At 29.0% G+C, this 20081-nt stretch carries 23 protein-coding genes; all 23 read right to left on the bottom strand.

Annotated features, from left to right (window positions below; all coding sequences use genetic code 11):
• Positions 1–30: 30 nt before the first annotated feature.
• Entirely contained in the window at positions 31–438 is a 408-nt protein-coding gene (locus BFJ87_RS16445; protein ID WP_077407231.1) for a nuclear transport factor 2 family protein, read from the bottom strand.
• Between the two features lie 52 nt (positions 439–490).
• A complete protein-coding gene (locus BFJ87_RS16440) occupies positions 491–1054 on the bottom strand; it encodes a TetR/AcrR family transcriptional regulator (RefSeq protein WP_077407227.1) in 564 nt (187 codons plus the stop codon).
• A gap of 133 nt (positions 1055–1187) precedes the next feature.
• A complete protein-coding gene (locus BFJ87_RS16435) occupies positions 1188–1727 on the bottom strand; it encodes a DinB family protein (RefSeq protein WP_077407224.1) in 540 nt (179 codons plus the stop codon).
• Between the two features lie 35 nt (positions 1728–1762).
• A complete protein-coding gene (locus tag BFJ87_RS16430) occupies positions 1763–2374 on the bottom strand; it encodes a hypothetical protein (protein WP_077407221.1) in 612 nt (203 codons plus the stop codon).
• 18 nt (positions 2375–2392) lie between these two features.
• A complete protein-coding gene (locus BFJ87_RS16425) occupies positions 2393–2755 on the bottom strand; it encodes a hypothetical protein (protein ID WP_077407218.1) in 363 nt (120 codons plus the stop codon).
• 22 nt (positions 2756–2777) lie between these two features.
• A complete protein-coding gene (locus tag BFJ87_RS16420; RefSeq protein WP_077407215.1) occupies positions 2778–3311 on the bottom strand; it encodes a DUF6438 domain-containing protein in 534 nt (177 codons plus the stop codon).
• A gap of 20 nt (positions 3312–3331) precedes the next feature.
• The gene (locus BFJ87_RS16415) at positions 3332–4036 is read right to left on the bottom strand and encodes a hypothetical protein (RefSeq protein WP_077407212.1); all 705 of its coding nucleotides are present in this window, start codon (positions 4034–4036) and stop codon (positions 3332–3334) included.
• A gap of 48 nt (positions 4037–4084) precedes the next feature.
• On the bottom strand, positions 4085–4933 hold the full coding sequence (locus tag BFJ87_RS16410) for an SH3 domain-containing protein (protein WP_077407209.1): 849 nt from the start codon (positions 4931–4933) through the stop codon (positions 4085–4087).
• Between the two features lie 2 nt (positions 4934–4935).
• Complete coding sequence (locus BFJ87_RS16405) at positions 4936–6675, bottom strand: WG repeat-containing protein (protein ID WP_077407206.1); 1740 nt, start codon at positions 6673–6675, stop codon at positions 4936–4938.
• Positions 6675–7946 carry a hypothetical protein gene (locus BFJ87_RS16400; RefSeq protein ID WP_077407203.1) on the bottom strand — a complete coding sequence of 424 codons (1272 nt, stop codon included), beginning with the start codon at positions 7944–7946 and terminating at the stop codon, positions 6675–6677. Before BFJ87_RS16400 ends, BFJ87_RS16405 begins: the two co-directional genes overlap by 1 nt.
• A gap of 13 nt (positions 7947–7959) precedes the next feature.
• Positions 7960–8430: a hypothetical protein gene (locus BFJ87_RS16395; protein ID WP_077407200.1), complete on the bottom strand. Its 471-nt coding sequence runs from the start codon at positions 8428–8430 to the stop codon at positions 7960–7962.
• Between the two features lie 42 nt (positions 8431–8472).
• Positions 8473–9183: a DUF3592 domain-containing protein gene (locus tag BFJ87_RS16390; protein ID WP_077407197.1), complete on the bottom strand. Its 711-nt coding sequence runs from the start codon at positions 9181–9183 to the stop codon at positions 8473–8475.
• 168 nt (positions 9184–9351) lie between these two features.
• Positions 9352–9711: a DUF7079 family protein gene (locus BFJ87_RS16385; protein ID WP_077407194.1), complete on the bottom strand. Its 360-nt coding sequence runs from the start codon at positions 9709–9711 to the stop codon at positions 9352–9354.
• Between the two features lie 194 nt (positions 9712–9905).
• The gene (locus BFJ87_RS16380; protein WP_077407191.1) at positions 9906–11114 is read right to left on the bottom strand and encodes an NHL repeat-containing protein; all 1209 of its coding nucleotides are present in this window, start codon (positions 11112–11114) and stop codon (positions 9906–9908) included.
• 225 nt (positions 11115–11339) lie between these two features.
• Positions 11340–11771: a hypothetical protein gene (locus BFJ87_RS16375; RefSeq protein WP_077407188.1), complete on the bottom strand. Its 432-nt coding sequence runs from the start codon at positions 11769–11771 to the stop codon at positions 11340–11342.
• A gap of 278 nt (positions 11772–12049) precedes the next feature.
• Entirely contained in the window at positions 12050–12943 is an 894-nt protein-coding gene (locus BFJ87_RS16370; RefSeq protein ID WP_077407186.1) for a carboxypeptidase-like regulatory domain-containing protein, read from the bottom strand.
• Positions 12944–13081: 138 nt separating this feature from the next.
• A complete protein-coding gene (locus BFJ87_RS16365) occupies positions 13082–14308 on the bottom strand; it encodes a S41 family peptidase (protein WP_077407183.1) in 1227 nt (408 codons plus the stop codon).
• Between the two features lie 163 nt (positions 14309–14471).
• Positions 14472–15728: a serine hydrolase domain-containing protein gene (locus tag BFJ87_RS16360; protein ID WP_077407180.1), complete on the bottom strand. Its 1257-nt coding sequence runs from the start codon at positions 15726–15728 to the stop codon at positions 14472–14474.
• A gap of 235 nt (positions 15729–15963) precedes the next feature.
• Entirely contained in the window at positions 15964–16191 is a 228-nt protein-coding gene (locus tag BFJ87_RS16355) for a hypothetical protein (RefSeq protein ID WP_077407177.1), read from the bottom strand.
• Between the two features lie 17 nt (positions 16192–16208).
• Positions 16209–16571 (bottom strand): hypothetical protein, encoded by a 363-nt coding sequence (locus tag BFJ87_RS16350; protein ID WP_245799652.1) that lies wholly within the window; start codon positions 16569–16571, stop codon positions 16209–16211.
• Positions 16572–16682: 111 nt separating this feature from the next.
• Positions 16683–17234 (bottom strand): hypothetical protein, encoded by a 552-nt coding sequence (locus BFJ87_RS16345; protein ID WP_077407174.1) that lies wholly within the window; start codon positions 17232–17234, stop codon positions 16683–16685.
• 111 nt (positions 17235–17345) lie between these two features.
• Positions 17346–19034 carry a serine hydrolase domain-containing protein gene (locus BFJ87_RS16340; RefSeq protein WP_077407171.1) on the bottom strand — a complete coding sequence of 563 codons (1689 nt, stop codon included), beginning with the start codon at positions 19032–19034 and terminating at the stop codon, positions 17346–17348.
• Positions 19035–19107: 73 nt separating this feature from the next.
• Complete coding sequence (locus BFJ87_RS16335) at positions 19108–19908, bottom strand: helix-turn-helix domain-containing protein (protein ID WP_077407168.1); 801 nt, start codon at positions 19906–19908, stop codon at positions 19108–19110.
• Between the last annotated feature and the right edge of the window lie 173 nt (positions 19909–20081).

Raw genomic sequence — 20081 nt, 5'->3', positions numbered from 1 at the left:
AGCAAGGGCACTAGTTGTAATTTTCTCATTTTATACTATTCTTTCGTTTTTATTTATTTTCAAATCGTTAATACTTGCATAGCGTTTTTCCATTAATCCGTTATCATCAAATTCCCAATTTTCATTTCCATAAGCTCTGTACCATTGTCCACTATCATTTTGATATTCGTAAATAAATCTAACGGCAATTTTATTTTCATTAAAGCTCCAGAGTTCTTTCTTTAATTTATAGTTATGCTCTTTTATCCACTTATTTTTTAAAAACTCTTGCACCTCTTTTCTACCATTAATAAAGCTGGTTCTATTGCGCCATTCTGTATTAAGACTATATGCCATAGATACTTTAATAGGATCTTTAGTGTTCCAAGCATCTTCTGCCAATTGTACTTTTTGTGTTGCAGTTTCTTTTGTAAAGGGAGGTAATGGGTATTTTTTCATACTTTTTGTTCTTTGTTACCGAACATTCGGTAAAATGTATATTTAATTTTTTTTATGCTTTTAAGTAACTGTTTTCTATGTTTTGCATTGTGTTTTCAAAAACAGACAAATCACTCAGGCCTTTTGCTACAATTAAGCATCCTTGTACTTGTATTAATACCTGTAAAGCTTTTTTTTCTGCTTCTTCTGGTGTAAAACTCAGGGCAATACCTATTTCTTTAAAAGCAGATAACCACTGTGTCATTCCTTTATTTATTTGCTCTTCAAACAACTCTATACCAGCTTGCATAGATAGTGCTCTAAATATACAAATGGCTTCTCCGCCATCATACAATTCACGTATAGCCAATAATCCTTTTTTTAAACGGACGCTAGGTGTTAAGTTGGTGTCTAAAAGCGTATGAAACACATTGGTGTTAATCCAATCTTCTAAATGTATTAAAACAGCGTCTGCCATCTCTTGTTTACCGTTAGGAAACCTATGGTAAAGACTTGCTTTTTTTAAGCCAGTAGCATCAGATAATTCTTTTAAGCTAGCGCCTTCATAACCTCTAGATCTAAAAATTTTAGTTAAGCCGTTTAATATTTCTTTGTCTAATACTTTTTGTGGTCTCATAGGGCAAATGTAATATATTTTTTTAATTACCGAACGATTGGTAAAATAATTAACTTAATTTTAAATATTACCATTTTGTATTTTTGTCTTTCTATTTATGTATTGTACTAATTAATAAGAGCTAAAATTAATTTTATTGATATAATACATACCTTGGGGGTTTTAATCCGTTTAAGCGCATATAAACAAGCATTTGGGCTCTGTGGTGTGTTATATGGTCTGTGAGCAATAATAAAATTTGTCTTTTGGTTCTGTTGGCTCCAAAATAGTCAAGTCTTTCATCTAGCTTTTTTGTGTCAAACTCAGAAATAAAAGCACGAGTAACATCAAAAGTATTGCTAATTGTGGCAATCATTTCTTCTTTAGATTTGTTGCCTATTTTAAGCTCTGTATCTGTATCCCAATTTCTGGCATCTCTACCACCCATTAAAGATTGGCTATGCCAATCCATAGCCCAAGCAATGTGCATTAAATGCTCTGCAAAACTCATAGATTCTGGTGTTGGTTTAAAAGTATATTTATCCTCAGGCATAGATTCTGCAACAAGAATTAAATACTTTTTAGAAGTTTCTAAACGTTCTAAATATTCATTAATAAAAGTTTTGTTGGTTTGAGCAAATAAAGGTTTTACAAAACAAGAGATTATAAGCACAAGAGTGAGAGTTTTTCTCATATTATATTGTTTATGATATGCAACAAGTTACTAAATTAATCGGTGTCTGTAAATGCTAATATCCAAATTGTTCTTGTTTCCATACAAACTATCAAATACGTATAATCTATAATAAAATCTATAAACCACGTATTCCATGCATTGGTAGATGTGTAATACCTAACATAATCATAACTGTATTTTTCACGAAATAACTGCGAGCAAAATAACCGTGCTTTTTCTTTAATTTGGTTTGGTTCCTTTTTGTACTTGGATCCGTACGCGCCACCGTTAAATAGTAAAGCAGCAAGTTCTCCATCAATTACAAAACCATCTTTAGTATCAAAATTTGGTTCTTTATCAATTTTAAAAGCCCTTTTTTCAGAGTTATTCTCATTATTAAAGGTTTTAAGAACTTTATCAGAAAGTAAAAAATTATTATAAAAGTCAATTTCATCTAATCTTCCGCGAGAGCAAAACCAATCAAATATTTCATTTTCATGAAACTTAAACCCCTTAAAATAAATATTGCCACCAAGGTTAGCTTTTACTATGTTTATAAACTCAAATTCTTCATCAATAACATCAAAAACCAACTCTCGCCACATTTTTTGTATTTGGCTTTTATTGGGCAAATTTATTGTCCAGTTAACTGTAATTGGTTTCATTTTAAATAATTAAGATATTTACTTAAAACAATAATAACTATAATCTAACAAATTTATATAGCTAAACTTGGTAAAGTATAGTTTGTTGTTTTCTACAGATGGATTTATTTCTTCTATTAGAACCTCACACCTATTAAATAGGCTTTGTTTAGCTAAAGTTTTTCCTTTTAAGTTTTGTAGTTCTATGTAGGCTAATTTATGACCGTTTTGACTAGAAAAACCAAAATGACTAAAGTTTTTTTGTACATAAATAACCACCTGTAAATTTTTGCCTTTAATTATTTCTGTTTTGTAATAAGTATAATTTAGTTTTAGAAGAAACCAAGTTACTACTACCGTAATTAAAATTGAAAGTAATATATGTATAGTTTTTGATTTCATGTTAACATTATAGCTTTCTGTTTTAACCAGGTAATAAAATTCGTTTTAACTCCTTATTGTGCATTTTAATAACCTCTTGTTCTATAAACTTTAAAAGCTCAGGACATTCTCTATCAAAATCTTCAGAAATTACTTTTTTTAATTGGTTGTTAAATTTAACCGTAACCGTTAAGTGGCTATTGCAAGTTGTATTGCTAGCGTAGAAGTTTTTTAATTTGAAAAAACCATCATTAAGAATCTTTTTTACCAAATTATTTCTGGTCTGCGTGCTAATTACTTGTTCAGAAATTTGATTGTAATTACTGTTATCTATACCTATACCTATACTTTTTTTAGGTGGATAAAAAGTGATTAAAGTGTCTTTAAGCACAAATTTATCATAATGAAAAGCACCACGTTCTACTGTAATTTCTATGCTTGAAGAATCTATTTTAGATTGTTGTTCTAACTCTGTATCAACATTACCATTACTTTTATCTGCGTTTTTATTACTAGTTAAGTTACAAGCAAATAAGCATAACAACAATAAGCTAAAAAGTAATTTAAGTAGTTTCATTTCTAATAGTTTTATAAACGTTACTTTTTTACCCAGCCAACAGCGTAGGAGCCATTTTGTTTTATAAAAACCAAAAGCCAATTGTTTTCTTGGTTTACAACTATTGCGGACTCGTTTTTTAGAGTGCCAATAGTGTTCCCTACAATTTTTTCACCTGTACAAGGATCTTTTTTTATAACATCATCTATTACTGGTGTACTTCTTAAAATTCCGGATACTGTTTTAGTGTATAATTTATCTGATAGAGTAATAACTGTTTTATCATGAAACGATATTGTACTTTCCTCAACAACAGATGTATTGTTAATGGTTATTTTAACTAAACTAGAATAATAGCTGCAACAGCAGCTAGGATTATAACTATTTATTTCTGTGGCATTTGTAGTGCTTGTTATTGATAGTATTTTGCCGGGAGCATCATATACTAACTGAAACCCTTTTTTACTATTTAAAAATATTGCTGTTTGATGGTATGGTTGGCAGGATCCTGAATATATTAGATCTTTTAAACCATCATTATTTAAATCTTGTACGTGCCAGTTATTGTTTGTTTCATTAGTATTACAATAATATGTAGGTACTAAGATTTTGGAAATACCTGTAGAGTCTACCTTAAAAGTAGCAGTATTTTTTAGTAAACTAACTCTAGTTTTAATGTCACTAAAATCTTGACTAAATAAACTTAGTGAACTTAAAAAAAATACAATTGCAATTTTGTTTTTCATAATACTAAATTTATTGATAGAGCTTAGTAAGTTGTATTATTAATAGTTTTATAAGTCTATCTCATACAACTTTGGAAACTCAGGGTAATAAGATAACCATAGCACTGTTGTTGTTTTTTCTTCAAAAGATTTGTAAATTCCTATTACTACTAAATCTTCACCATTTACTGTTTTTTCTTCTATGGTATAGCCTAACTGTTCTTTGTCTTTTATTATTTTTTTAATCAATTCATTATCAGAATTGGCTATGTAGTTTTCAACCTCTAGATAAAGCTTATCTAAATAATCTTGCGTGTAATTATTTGTATAAGTGTATTCTATTTCTTTTTTATAAGCCTCTCTAAAGTTAGCAATTTTACCATTTTTAACTTTTTTAGTAGTAACAATAAAATCAGCTAGTTGTTTTCTGTCATTGTCACCAGCAATATAAACAACACCAGTTTCCCATTCAATTTCAATACTATCTCCTTTTAAATAGCTACGGCCTTCTTCAGTATTAATAAAGCCGTAGAAAGATTTTCCTTTTGAGGCTCCTATTACTGGGTAATCAAAATTGTCGTTATAATTAAGAAAAATAAACGTGTCTTTTTGTTTTGGTTTGGATAAAAAACCACTAAAAACATAGCCGGTAAGCTCTAAGTTACTGTCAGACTTACCGGTAACTTTGTACCATTGTCCTTCTATTTTTTTTCCGTTGTCAGTTACTTCAAAAAATAGATCTGTTTTATGTAATACAGCTACTTTTTCGGCATAATTAAATTTCCCTATTTTTTTAGCGTCTAAGCTAGAATTTTCCCTAACGTTTAAGCCACTCTTGGCAGTAACAAACAAATTGTTTTGAGCACAAAGAGGTATAATTTGTATAAAAAGTATAAAAAATAAGGCAATTTTTTTCATATTTATTCTTCTATTAATTCTCCTTTGTAATTGTATTTTACTTTACCGTAATCAAAACTATAAATTCTTTTTTTGTTTTCGTCCTCTTTTAAAAAGTCCAAATGATCTTCTTTAATATCTAGCAATACTTTTCCATTTGTGTCAATAAACTTATAAGTATCATTAAATTCTACTACAGTAATTCCATTTTCAAAGTCTTTAGCATCATTATATTTAAAAGGAATTACCAACCTACCTTTGCTATTTATAAATCCTATTTTAGAGCTAGTGTTACTAACCATAATTCTATCATCAGCCAAGGTATTATAGACATTATGTATACCAGGTAGTAGAGTGGCGTTAGCATTTTCATCTAATATGTAGTATTTGTTATCATAAGTAATTCCAAATAACACATTGCCAACTTCTTTAACTTTCCAGTATAATTTTGAGCCTATTGGTTTGTTATCTTGGTTAACAAGTGTGTAATTGTCACTTTCTTGCTCTGGTAGTATACCAACAATGCCATTACTAAAAGCCTCTACACTGTAAACTAAAAGTGTGTCTAACTTTTCTTCGGCTTTATTTAAGTGATAAAAGTGATTGTAATCTTCATAAAAATTACCTCCAATATTTTCTAAACCACCAGCTCCAGGTATTGTTATTTTTGGTTCTCCTATGTTATTTATAAAAACAATTGCATCATCTGTTTGCATAGCAATTAGTGCATCATTGTCTTTAGTTGGTTGGTAATTATATGCTGTAAATGATGTTTCCTCGGTTTTGGTATCTTTTTTAAAAAATAATCTTATACTTTTTACAGTACCATAATAGTAATATTCCTTGTGAAAGATACCATCATTATCATTAAAAAAATCTAAATTAGATAGGTTGTCTTTTAAATACTCTTGAAGCTCCGGAGTATCTTTAAAATCATCATCGTTTAATTTTTTTTGTATTTTTTTAAAGAACCCTAACATTTCTGTAAGTATATCTTCTTGATCATCAGGAGATACGCCATTGTTAGAGTAGCCGCTGCGGTCCAAGACTTTACCTTCTTCATTATGACCTTGTACTTTTATAGGATCAGCAATTGTATCACTTAATGTAAAATAAACGTAATTGCCTTCTGCTTTTACAAAGTTAATTTCTCCTCCTTTATATTTTACTGTTGGGTTGTCCGATGAAATTTCAACAACATCATAATCTTTAATATAATCTACTTTAAAAGAAATATCTATGCTGTCTATAGCTTTGGCTTTCCCCCAATCTTCATCAAAATGAAAATCTAACCCATAACCTTCAATACTATCTGTGCGTACCTCGCCATCATGGTAGTATATTTTTTTAGGAGTGAATGTTTGTGTAACACCTTGGCCAAGCTTTATAGGTTTTTCATTATCATCATTAGTACCTATAAATTGCAAATCAGTCTTATAGTCGCTATAAGTTTGTGAAAACGTCACATTTTTAAACTGATTAAGAGCTTTGTGTACCCCTGTAGTATCTACTTTAAAAGGTTCTTCATACTTTTCATCTTCTTTGTTAATTGTTTTAATATTATTAGCAAACGAGCCATCAAAGAATTTAGCCATAGACTCAAATTGTTTAATATTGGAGTTTACTTCTTCTTTAATTTCCTCTAACGGTTTATTGTCTAAAGCAGATAAAAACTCATTTAACTCTGTCTTGTTTTTTGGTTGTGTTTTGTTACAACTAACAATAGCTAAAAGTGCCGTAATTATATATAGTATTTTTTTCATTATCGTATTATTTTTAGCTCGTTAGACCCTTTAGGTTGGTATAAAAAATGATTAAAAGAATCATCGTAATTTTTGCCGGTTAAAATGAGCATATCAGATTTGTCTTTAGCATAAGTGTAAATTAATTTACCGCCAGCATTAAACTCAATATCAAAATCCTTTGCTAACGTGTACTTATAGGTATTTAGTAAAATGGTTAAGTAGGCTTCCCACTTGGTACGTGCGGTTTCAAAATTAGTATCAAAATCTAACTGTTGTACTTCAAAATCTTTTTGATAAAATAAGTCGTTAATAGCTTGCTCATCATTTGCTAAAATGGCATTTCCTAATTTGGTGTATAATGCAATTACTTTTTCTTTTAAATCCTTGCTGTTTCTTAAATCGGCGCCATTTGTCCAAGCTTTTGGGTAGTATGGTAATGTGGAGTTAAAGTCTAATTTAAGGTTTACTGGGATATTATTTTTAATACTTATTTCTTCTATTTTTTTAACAACTTTTTTGGTGCTGTTATCTATAATTTCTATTGAAAAAGATGGATCTCTATAATACGTATTTGGTTCTTTTTTTATGGTTTTATCTTCTGTTTTAGCAGTTAATTTTATTGTAGAGTTTGGACCTGTAATGTAATTGTTTAAATTAAAAGAATCTGAGTCTGTATCTTCTGCAATACGAACATCATTTATACTAATATCAAAAACACTGTTGTAAGATTTAATATATAATAGGTATTTAGGCGCTGCGTCAAAAACCTTAACCTTACTGTGTATTTTAGCTAACGGTATGGTGTATACAGGGTTGTATGTAATAGTTAACTTGCCGTAATCTTTATTGCCAAAAGCAGCTAAATGCTTGCCATTTACAAAATTAACTTCCAGTTTTTTAGTTTCAATTTCATCTTTCCATTCAAACTCAACATCATCACTATAGCTGTTATTTAGGTTTGTTAGCCCTTTTTCGGCTTCCAAAACTTCAAGTAATTTTTTAGCAGAAAAATTAACAGTATCAGTTGTAAGTAAAGTATAATTGTCTGTAATTAAAGCACTTTTTATAGGAACGTCTGCGTAGTGCATTCCTTTTAAGTTAAGCTCTATATAACTAGATGTGCTGTCTATATCCTCTTCTTTGTTTTCTAATATCATTTTAGCAATTAACGCCTTTGTTTGTGAGCTAGATTTAACTTCTGCAAAGTTGTACCTATTAGTAGCAACGCTATCACAAGAAACAAATGTGGTATAAATTGATAAAACTAGAATTGTTATTATGTTTTTCATTACGTGTAATTTTTTAATGGAATAATGTTACTACCAGTTCATCAAATTCTGTAAATAAGCTTTCTTCGGTACTAACTCTAAGCATTAAACTTTTGCTTTCCGTTTTCCACTCGTAATAAGTAGAGCTACTACGTTCGTTAACGTCTGGATTACCATACAATTCTGTTAGTTTAGTTTTAAGTTTGTTGTAATCAGATATTTCATCAAAAAAATGCATAGTTATTCTTTTACCTCCATAGCTGGTGTTTATTTTTACTTTATCTACAAAAACCCCATAAAAACGTAAAAAACGTTCATCACTAAATTTAATTTCACCATATTCTTCAGTAAATGGTACGCCTTTAAAGTGAGTTTCTATATCGGTCTCGATTGTAATATCTTCTATATTTTTTACAAGTCCTTTATAATCTACTTGTGCGTATCCAAATAGGCTAACAAGAAGTAGTAGTAAGGTTAATTTTTTCATATTAGTTTCATTATTCATTAATTTTTTTCTTCTGTAGGCTTATCTTATCAGTATTCTTTTTTAATCAGCTACTTTTGGTAAAAATGATAAGTCTACTACATATTTTTTAGGATTATCGCGGTCTATTAAAACATTTATTTTTTCTGTTTTTATAAAGTCTGTAGGATCAAACCAAATATTGTCGCTAGTAAAAATATGTAGTTCAGATGTTTTTGGGTTTAACCATTGTGATACTACAACAAAAGGGTTTCTACCATTTACTGCTAACGAAGTATTTAAAGTTACATTCTGAAAGTCTGACTCTATTTTAGTTCCGTGCTGCTTAAGATAGTTATGTAATTTTTTCTTTTTTAGCCCTGATGCTATTATACCAACACCAATTAATGTAAAAATTAATCCTATACCACCAAGTATAGTACTTAAGCCCCAAAGAGAAAAGAATCCTTTAATTTTAGCTTTGTTAGGTGTGTCTGCATTGTAAAGTACGTCTACTTTTTCATTAATGCTGTAACTAGGAGGGTTGCTGCTTACAGTTGACGTAAACTGAAACTGTTCTCCATTTTTATCTGTAAATTCTACTAGAGGTTTGTATGTTATAGAATTGTCTGAAGAACTACTAGAACTCGACTCTAGCATTTGTATTACTATGCCTTGTGTTTCTGTAGCGTTTTGTAAAAAACTGTTGGTACTTTGGAACGCAAAAAATGCTCCTACTAGCATACCAATACCTATTACTGTAAATACATACTTAACAATGTTTATTGCTTTCATTTTTTGTGGTTTAGTTATTTATTACTGTTTAGTTGCAGCAAGTGTAATTGCAACACTAAATTGCTGCTAACTAAAGCAAACTTAGTACTTAATATGAGTGCTTTACTATGTAAATATATATTCGTGTGGGTTTAGTATATATTTGTTTGGAGCTGTTGCTATTGTTTTTTAACTAGAGCGTTTTAATCTGTTATCTAATGCTGCCCAATTTTTTTTTCTTGTTGATGAAAATAGGTAGCTTAATAGTTTTATTTTTCTTTTAAAAAAAATATTGTTTTTATGGAGGTAAGCTTTTTTACAGGCCTTGTATAAGTAATCATCATTAAAGCCATTCCAGATACCAGCAGTACTTAATAGGTTTTTTGCGCAAACAGGAAATACCTCGTACAAATCAATTTCTTTTAGTTCTTTACTAGTAAAACCAGAGGCAGCTAGTGTTTTAGCAATTTGGTCATAATCATAATCATGAAGTTCTGTATCTAAGTACATTTCAGATAAAGCTTTCCAAACAGGCAGTCTTTCTTTCATAATTTTTTATAGCCTTTAATTACACTTAAATTATTTAGAAAGTTTGTGTTCAAATTTTAACAGCTCTACATATAGATTACCAGTTAAACCTAAATTTTAGGTACTAGGTAATACTTGTAAAAATATGCATTTGGCAACTAAAATAAACAATGTATAAGCGAAGAGCTATATCGCCTATACATTGTTGTAAATTGTTAATTAATAACTAAATCTGTAAAGTTACCTTCAGAAGCTAAAAACTCTTCTTTTATATAGGTAGTAGTTGTTGTACCGTTTAGGTTTATAGTTATTACAAAAGGTTTAAAATCGCTATCAAAATCAAAACCTACAAAAGTTTTATTACTAGGGTTGTATACCATACCTCTGGTATTTGTTCCGTATTCTAGTTTAGAAGTAACGTATTCTAAACTACCAGTAGCAGTATTTATTTTGGCTAGTTTTTTAACATCCTCATCGTACTGAAAAATATAGCAGTTTCCTTGGTCATCAATAACTAAATCATCAAAATTGCCACCACCAGCTAAAAATTCTTCTTTTATTTTGGTAGATGTAGTAGTACCGTCTGGGTTAATAGTAATAACAAAAGGTTTGTAATCCGCATCAAAATCAAAACCTACAAAAGTTTTATTATTAGGGTTGTATACCATACCTCTGGTATTTGTTCCGTATTCTATTTTAGGTGTAACATATTCTAAATCACCTGTAGTTGTGTTTAATTTGGCTAGTTTTTTTACATCTTCATCATACTGAAAAATAAAATAGTTTCCTTGGTCATCAATAACTAAATCATCAAAATTGCCACCACCAGCTAAAAATTCTTCTTTTATTTTGGTAGATGTAGTAGTGCCGTCTGGGTTAATAGTAATAACAAAAGGTTTGTAATCCGCATCAAAATCAAACCCTACAAAAGTTTTATTATTAGGGTTGTATACCATACCTCTGGTATTTGTTCCGTACTCTATTTTAGATGTAATGTATTCTAAGTCACCAGTATTAGTGTCTATTTTAGCTAATTTTTTAACATCATCGTCATACTGAAAAATGAATATGTCTTTTGTGCTGTTTTCAATTATCTCAACTTTACCTATTGTTTTGGTTTCTCCTTCAAAAGTTAAAGTAACTTCTCCAGATTTTGCATCACTAGGTATTTCTACCATTAATTTATCTGTATTAACTTCAATGTTTTCGGCAATAATGTTTTCAAAAAAAGTTACAGTATAAGTCTTTTCAGGGTTAAAGTTGCCGGTTATTGTTAAAATACTCCCTTTTTCTAAAGGTGTATCTGCAATTTCAGCAGTGGTAGGAAAATCGTCTTTGGGGTTAAGCTCTGTGTCCGAATCATCATTGGAACAAGATAATAATACAAATGTTGATACTAATAAACATATGATTTTAGATTTCATAGATTTTGGTTAAGGTTAAATTAGTTTGTTTATGTTGTATTTTTAAACGTTGTAGCGTTTTGTTTGTTGCATTGTATTACACTTTAATTTGTAGGAGATGTATATGATAAATCTTACAGGCTACTGCTTTAAGTAGTTTAAAGCAATTAACGGTAGTAAACTATGTTATTATAAGTATGTTGGCAACTACAATTATACTTTGTAGATTGTAGCAAAGGAGCATATTTATTTTTTTGCTTTAACTAAAATAAACGGAATTAATATTCCTATTCCTATACATATGGTTGAGTATAAAAATATAGGTTCTGTAACTATGTACTTAGGTACTAATGGGCTTGTTGGTTTACCAATAAAAGTTAAAATGTAAAGTCCTATAATAAATGATAATATTGCAGAGAAAAGTAGTATTGCAATATGTATTAGAAGCCAAAAATAGTTAAGGCTATTACGCTTGTAATTTAAAAATATTCCAAAAAAGGGTATAAAAGCTAGCAAGGCATAATCTAAGTAGTAAGTACTTACTCCAAAAAAATAGTTGGTGTTGTTTTGTAAGTATTTTTCAAGACCAAAAACATTGGTTGGGCCAATTACAAATGTAAAAATCATAAAAATTACAACAGAGACACCAAGAGATATTTTTTTAAGGTTATTAGGCATTATTTTTTCTTCTTTTTTGTATTAAAAAAGCTGTCTAAGTAATTTAGGCTGTTACCAATAAACTGCCATAATTTAAGTAATATTCTATTAAAGATTACTTCTACTAAAAAACTTATTACTGTATTAATAATTATGTTTATTAACGATTATTAATATTGTATACCAGGTGTTTAATCAACTAATTTAGCAAATAAATCACAGATAGAAAATCAGCGAGGATTTTCGTAAGTAGGCTAGAACTAGCAATAAATTATATACGGTGTTGCCCACAATATTTTTTAATTCGTAAGTGTTAATTCAATTGCTAAAATCCCATAATTATCTAAATACGGTTTTGGGCTATTTCCTTTAAATTTATCTACTTTTTCCCATTTCCCATTTTTATATAACCAACTATTTGTGTTTTTTGAAACAGGTAAAAGTCCAACTTTCGGTTCATAAAGTGTTTTCTTAATTCTTTCATTAGAATCTTGCGTTGGAATCGAAATATTAAATTCATTTTCTTCAATTATTAACCATTCGTAGCTTACAAAAAGTCCGTCATCAGGAAAGTAAATATTTAAGTCCGATAAATCAATTTCCAAATTTTTCGTTCCCTTTTTAGAAATTCCAATTATATTTTTTTCGAAAATAGGTTTATCAGGTTGCCCATTGTCTCCAACTGAATAAAACCTGATATTGAATTTCGCATTTTTAATGTCACTAAAAATTCTAAATTTTATACTTTTTAGAAAAGGTGTTTCTAAATAAGATGTATCATAATCAAATAACCTAGCTTTTATTTCAGGATTTTTTTCTGTAGCGTAGTAAAATCCAATTTCAGAATCTTGAAATTTTCCTATTATTTTTTCTTTACTTTCTTTTTTTGTTGAAACAATTACTTCATCTAATTCATAAGATTTTGGAATTAGGAATATTTTAGAAGGCACTTCTTTTAGATTGATTTTCATAGTCTCATATCCTAAACTCGACAGAATTAAAATTTCTCCTTTAGAATTGTCAATAAGAAACTCGCCGTTTTCATTTGAAGTAGTTCCGATATTTTCATTTTCAATCCAAATGTTAACATAGGATATTTTTTCTTTAGTTTCCTTGTCAAATATCACTGCCTTTATTTGACTAAAACAGAAGTTAGAAATAAAGAAAACTATTATCAGAAGCTGGTTTTTCATATTGTGGGCAACTATATATAAACGTAATTAATTGCGTTTATTTCTCCAATATAGATGGATAAACGCATATTTTTCGTTTTATTTATTTTTTTTAAAAATTCTGTACTATAATTATGGTAACCCATAATTTTTTTAGCCCTAGCTATTTTTGTTAATGTAGGTTTTTAATTGTTCAATCCAATCTGTTTTAATGTCTAGTAAAACATTTGGTTTAATTCCTACAGATTCATACTCTATATATTTTGAATGTTTTTTGGAGGTTAATGAAACTATAAAATTGGTACAAGGTAAGGTGTAATTACTATCTTTTATTTCATAAGCTAGTGTTCCATTAGTTCTTTGGCCAAATAATAGGCAATTTTCTAACTTACTAAGTTTATGGGCAAATTGCTCTGCATTACTCACAGTTTTATGATTAATAAGTATATAAACTTTGTTTTGCTTAGCATAGTCTTTTACTAACTCATATAAAATGTTAGAATTTCTGTTGCCGCCACCGCCATTGTTTCTTAAATCAATAATTAAGTGTTTTTTGTTTAAATTTCCTTCTAAAGATTTGTAAAATTTTTCTGCATCAATAAGGGTTTTGTTCCAAGAGCTAAAACTCCCAACTCTTAAATACGTAATTTTATCTGATAGTTCTTCACGGTAGTAGGTATCTTCAGAGAGCGTTTTTTGGTAATAACTTTTTTCTGCAATATTTTTTTTGAAGCCCATAAAATAAAAAAAACCATCTTCTATTCTTTCTGTATATGCAATTAGTCGTTTAGATGAAATGCTTCCGCCAATGTTTAATAAATAATTATTTCCAAAGGGTATTAGCGTATAAATAACCTCACCTTTTTGCCAAACATCAGATTCCGAATTTAAAATAATGGCGTTATAGTGTCCATTATTTTTGTAGACACCAATAGTCATATAATTTTCTCTGGTATATACACCTTCTACATTCATTTTTGTTTTGCTGCTTAATGCTACTTGCAAACTGTCTAAATTTATATTTGGTTGTGGGTAGCTATTATAGAGCGCTGTTTTTTTAAATTCTAATAACTTTTCAGAATTTAATTTTACTTTATCTGTTCCAGGGTTAGCGCTATAAACTCTACTATGGTTATCGTTTAAAGAAATTAAAAGTTTATTAAGTAGTAAATGGCAATCAAAAATTGAATTTATGGAGGTTACCTCTTTTGCAATTTTTGAATAGGAAGTGTGGTATGCCTTTTTGTTAATTTTATAAGCCGGTGTTTTTCTTATTTTGCTGTCCAAAAAAGTTAAATCGGTTTTACAGCTACAACCCTTATTTTGTGAATAAACAGTTGTAATTAAGCTACTAATTAGTACAAATAGTAATGTTACTTTTTTCATTTTGGTTAATTATAACAAACGTTTTATGAGCTGTTTGTTAGGTGTTTACGTAACTAATATAACAAATATTTTATATAAAAATACAGTAATACTTTAAAGCTACACTCAAATAAAAAAACGTAAATGGTAAAATATAGTTTTGTGTTTGTACTATTAATTATAATTATTGATGAAGTTTAGGAGAATATTCACCTAATTTTTTCCAAATGTTATAAAATTGAACCGGACCATTATCATCATCACTATTTGTATTTCGTATTAAATATCGTCCTGTTTTAGTTTCTTTGTCAAAAAACATAAACGATACCACTCCGGCATCTCCTCCTGTGTGGCCAATGTAACCTTTAGCGCTAAAGCCCATAAAAATACCAGTGTTATATTCATCATTGTACGGGTTTTTGGCATTACGTTTATCAAAGTTATCTTCACTTAAATACTGTGTAAATAGTGTTTCGTAATTTTTTTTGTTCAGCAGTGTACCATTGCCAGTATAACCTTTAATTAGTTCTGTTAAATATTTAGCCATATCATCACATGAAGCAATTAACATCCCGTCTGGATAAGTTATGGCGGTATAAAATGGTAATGGTATATCTAAATCATAATATAATCTAGAGTGTTTTGTAGCATCCACTTCATCTAATGACCATCCTGCGGAGTTCATTTTTAGAGGTTTAAGAATGTATTTTTTAGTAAATTCATTAAACGGTATTCCTGTAGATTTTTCAATAATTAAGGCTGTTAGTGTAGCTCCAATATTAGAATACTCAAACTTTTCTCCTGGTTTGTGCTTTAAAAAGCCATTTTCTTTATCATAATATTTGCCTTTAGTTGTAAGTACCTCTTTTAAAAAAGCCTCCATTTGCATTGCACTTGTTGAAGGATTTAAGCGCTGGTAAGGATAATTTTTATAAACTTTTGATAAGTCTTGGTTAGGTGTTAATATCCAAGCATTTTGCATGTAATGTTTTGTGTCTACAATTGATGATGTATGCGTAGCTAAATGTTGTATGGTAATTTTTTTATTGGGGTAATTAGGATTTAAAACATCAAATGCAATGTATTTATCTATAGGATCATCTAAGTTTAATTTACCCAATTCATGCGCTTTCATTAATGCTACTCCAATTAAGGTTTTAGATATAGAAGCTATGTGTTGTACTGTATTTTCTGTATAAGCTATTTTGTTTGCTTTATCTGCCCACCCAAAACCATTTTTATACAGGGTTCCTTTATCATTAACTATAGCAACTCCAAAACCGTTTGTTAGTCCTTGCTTATAAATACTATCTAGTGCTGCTGTTAAAGAATCTTTAGCTGTTTGTGTAGGGTTTTGCAGCTCATTATTGGTTTTACTTTTTTTTTGACTACAAGATATACATATGCTTAGGACTACAATTAATACTATAATTTTTTTCATAAGTTTTTGTTTTTAGGTCCTAATTTGTATTTAAAAAGAACGGTATATTTTTTCTGCTAATTTTAAGGTTTCTCTAAAATTTACATATCCTATTTGTAGGCATTTTTTATGTGCTTTAAGCACCTCAAATTAATAAATAATTACCGACTAATAAAATCTGCGAGTCCTAACAATTAGAGATTTGTAAGTAGGCTAGCACTAGCAATTAATTATACAGGGTATTGGCGTGCCGTTTTTATTTTCGCAAATCTTTATGGGTCATTTCAGAATCGTATTTCTTTCCGTCTTTATTAAAACTCCAAACATTTGAGATTTCACGAATTTTAGGTAATTCAGACTCGTTAGATTTAACTTTCTGTTTTACTATCCTGCGATATTTTCTATTAGCATCTTGCTTGTTTTCTTTCTCCGATTTCGCAGTTGTAATTCCACGAATTTTAGTTTTCTTTTCCGATTTGCTCATAAAAACCTATTTTCTGATTAGAGTTTAAAAGGATACCATTTTTTACCAATTTCATAGCGTTCCGCTCCAACTCCATTTGGCATTTCAAATAATTCATTAAGAGTATTATCTAATTCAACCGCATTTTTCAAAGAAATGATTTTTGTGTTTTCTTCTGTGTGGTCATTTTGTCCGCATAAGAATTGCCAATCTCCGTCGCTGTCGTGTGTCGCATACAAAATCGGACTTTTCTCATCAGTTACGTGATTACAAGTAAAAACAGCTTTATTTTCTGCATCACTAAATTTAAATTCAGTTTTATTTTTGTCGCTTTTCCCTTGTCCAAATACATTAAATATGCTCATAAGAGTTATTGAAGTTATTAAAATTCCTTTTGTCATTCTTTCATAGATTGCGGTTTGTTAAATGCTCGCCAACGGTTTGTGTATGAAACGTAGCGTGTAAATTAGAGAATTATTTTTGGATTAACACAGACCAAAAATTTTTATATTTTATTTTAGCTTTTTCTTTTTTATTATTTCAAATACTCCTAAAGTCAGCATCGCAATTATTATTCCTTGTATAAAGAATATTCCAATTTCGTACAATATTGATTCCATAAGTCCAACGTTTCCATTTTCAGTTTGATAGTCTCTATGGAAGCTTGTTGTAATTATTACAAAACGTTCAAAATACATTCCACTTTTCATTCCAAAAGCAACTAAAAGAACATACCAAAATTTTGATGCTAATTTTTTAATGAATAAGGTTAGGGGTAAAATTAAAGCAGATAATAACATTACCCAATAAGCCCACCAATAGGGCCCATTTGCTCTATTAATAAATGCGTGTTCATCTGGGTTTATTGTCATTCCTATCACATAAAAAGTAAATGTAATTATTGTATAAATAATGATTATCCAACAAATTAAATTCAAAATTCTTTTCGTTTCAAATCGGTTTTTAAAAATTAGTTGGATAAGCATTAGTGTCAGAATTACAGGAATCAAACAGTGAATCAGATTAGCATCAACTATTTCAATAATCCTTTTATATAATTCCATTTTTAATTTTTAGTTGGTAGCTCATCAAATTGGGTACATTGGTTAGTATAAGAAATTTAGGGCATATGATGAGTAGTTTCGTTTTGGTTTAGCAAAAATGCCCTATGTTTTTTATACCTTGTTTGCAACTGGCTTTATTCGGTTTTTAATGTGTGGTAAAATGTGTTTCTCAAAAATTTCTTCAGGTTGTTGTGTTTTACCATTTCTATAATTTCCTGATGTAATAACAACAACAACTTTTAGACCAGGAACAACAAAAATATACTGGCCGCCAGCTCCTCTTGCTTCAATAGATTTTATGCTCTTTCCGTTAACTAAATAAGTATTATGCCACCATAAATATCCATAACCATTTTTATCAAGTACATTCTCTAAATCACGATAGTTTTTAAATGAGTTTTTAACCCATTTTTTAGATATCACACGTGTTGATTTTATCTTTCCTTTATTTAGATAAAGTTCTCCAAATTTCAACATATTTTTAGGGGTAAGATACATTCCTCCTCCAAAATATGGTTTATCTTTTAAGTCAGATTGAATAATGTAATTTGAAATTCCTAGTTTTTGAAATAAAAACTTATCAATAAACAATTCCAAAGGTTCAGAAACAACAGAATCCATAGCAAAACCAAGTAAAGCAGGGTTTGCAGAACCATAATTTGCTTTAGTGTTTGGTTTATGTATCATTGGCGCTTTTAAAATTGCTTCAATCCAATCTGGTGTTCTTTGATAATTTTGCTCTGTTGCAGAAGATTTTGGATTTGCATTAATTCCATAATCAATAGCATCAATACCAGAGCTCATTGTTAATAGGCTTTGAATATCAATTTTAATTTTTAAATTATCTTTATGTATTTGATATTTTACAGGCAGAAAATCAAAAATAGATTGCTCAACATTTTTAAATAATAATTTGTCGTTTGCTACTCCAACTATTGCAGATGAAATACTTTTAGATGCGGAACGCATATCGTGAGGAATATTTGCATTGTATCCATCAAAATAATTTTCATAAATAATTTTTCCTTTTTTTGAAACTAAAACGGAATGTGTATTAGGTAATGAATCCTTTGAAATAAGTTTTTCCATTTCGGTAAGTTTAAGAATAGAAGTTTTATTGTCATTTTTAAAACCACCAATTTCCCAATCTGTTGTAGATTTGGTTAAACCTATCTGTGTAAGTAAATTGTTTCCTAAATAGATATCTAATAGTATTTTATTTTTGGCTAACTTTCCTTTAAACTGTAAGCCAGTTTTAAAATCTGAAAACATAATCGAGTCATTTTCTTTTTGAAAATTGTTACACCAAGTTCCTGTAAATCGGTTATCTCCAAAAATTGGATAAGCTTCATATTTATTTCCTGCTCCATTTTCAACACTTAAATAAAAATTTAACGATTTTAACTCATCTACCATTAATATATTCCAAATACCTACAAAAGTATTTTTGGTTGATTGTGTAAGTTTTAAGTGATAAAAAAGTATTCCAGACTTAATAAATCCGTTAATTTCTTTGCCGTTTTTAGACAAAATACCTTTAAAAGAATAATTTTCAGAAAAAGGTATTTCTATTAAAGAAGTACTTTTTATATTAAAAGAATAATTAATAATATTTGTTCCGTTAGAAATTTTAAATCTAGCTTTTTCAAGTCCTAAATTTTCTATTTCTATTTTTAGGTTAAATGTCTTTGAATTTTCTATTTTTCCTTCCCAACCAGCTGTATATTCTACCATATTCTGCGTATAAGCAGAATATGAATAAAGAATGGAAAGCAATAATATTAAGTCTTTGATTTTCATTTTTTTTTGATTGATTTTAGATGAATTGCAAAGGTGGTACTATTCTATTTACCAAAATTGTATATAATTAACATTAGTAAATATTTTTTAAAAATTTTGTTGGCGTTAAACTATATGTTTTTTTAAAGTTTGAAATAAAGTGGCTTTGGTCATAAAAACCACACTGATAACAAATTTCAGTCATAGAAAACTTTTTAGAGAGAAGTAAATAAAACGCTTTATTTAATTTAATCAATCGGATGTAATTACCAAGACTAGTTCCAAAATACCGATTGAATTCTCTTGACAAATGAACCGGATGAACCCCTAATTTTAAACTTAAACTTTTTAAAGAATGGTCTGTTTTTTCCTCAATCAATAATTCTTTTAGTTGACTTACCCAAATTGGTTTTTTTTGATTACCTTTTTTTGATTCTTTTATAGTGTTAAATATGTCAATCAAATTACTCTCAATACTTAAGTTTGAATACTGGTCATTAATTTTAGTCTCATTAAATATCTGATTCATTAAGTTCTTTATAATTGGATTCTTTAGGTTGATGCTTCCTTCAAAATCGGTTATTTGAATATCAAAATCTGAAAACCAATCTTCATTCAGTTCAATGTGAAAGCCTCTGGTATATTCAGGTGGTTTTATATTGTAATGTGAGTCTTGCCAATTATGAAATAGTAGATTTCCAGGCTCCAAATAGTATGATTCTTTTTTATTAGATTCAAATAATTTACCTTGAAGTAAATAAGTAAAGTATGGGTTTTCGTGATAATGCCAATCTACCTTACTATGTGTGTATGCTGTATCGGTAATGATTAGATTTTTAAAAGTTGATTTTTGATAATGACTTCCGTAAAATTCTCCTGTTTTTAGTTTATTCATTATTTTTTTAGATGTTCGTTAAGGTACATAGCCTCTTGCCAGCGTGATTGTATAAGAATAGTTGCGGGTTTGTATGCGAGGATTTTCCGAAAAAAAATTAGACGTTACAAACACGCAACGACCTTTGATTAAGAACTAAAGTAGCAATTATTTTTATACATCTTAAGTTAGCA

The organism is Cellulophaga omnivescoria (genome assembly GCF_001999725.1).
In the GTDB taxonomy this organism is placed as follows: Bacteria; Bacteroidota; Bacteroidia; order Flavobacteriales; family Flavobacteriaceae; genus Cellulophaga; species Cellulophaga omnivescoria.
Note: the sequence above shows the minus strand (reverse complement) of the source record. Positions and strands in the feature narration are given on the sequence as shown.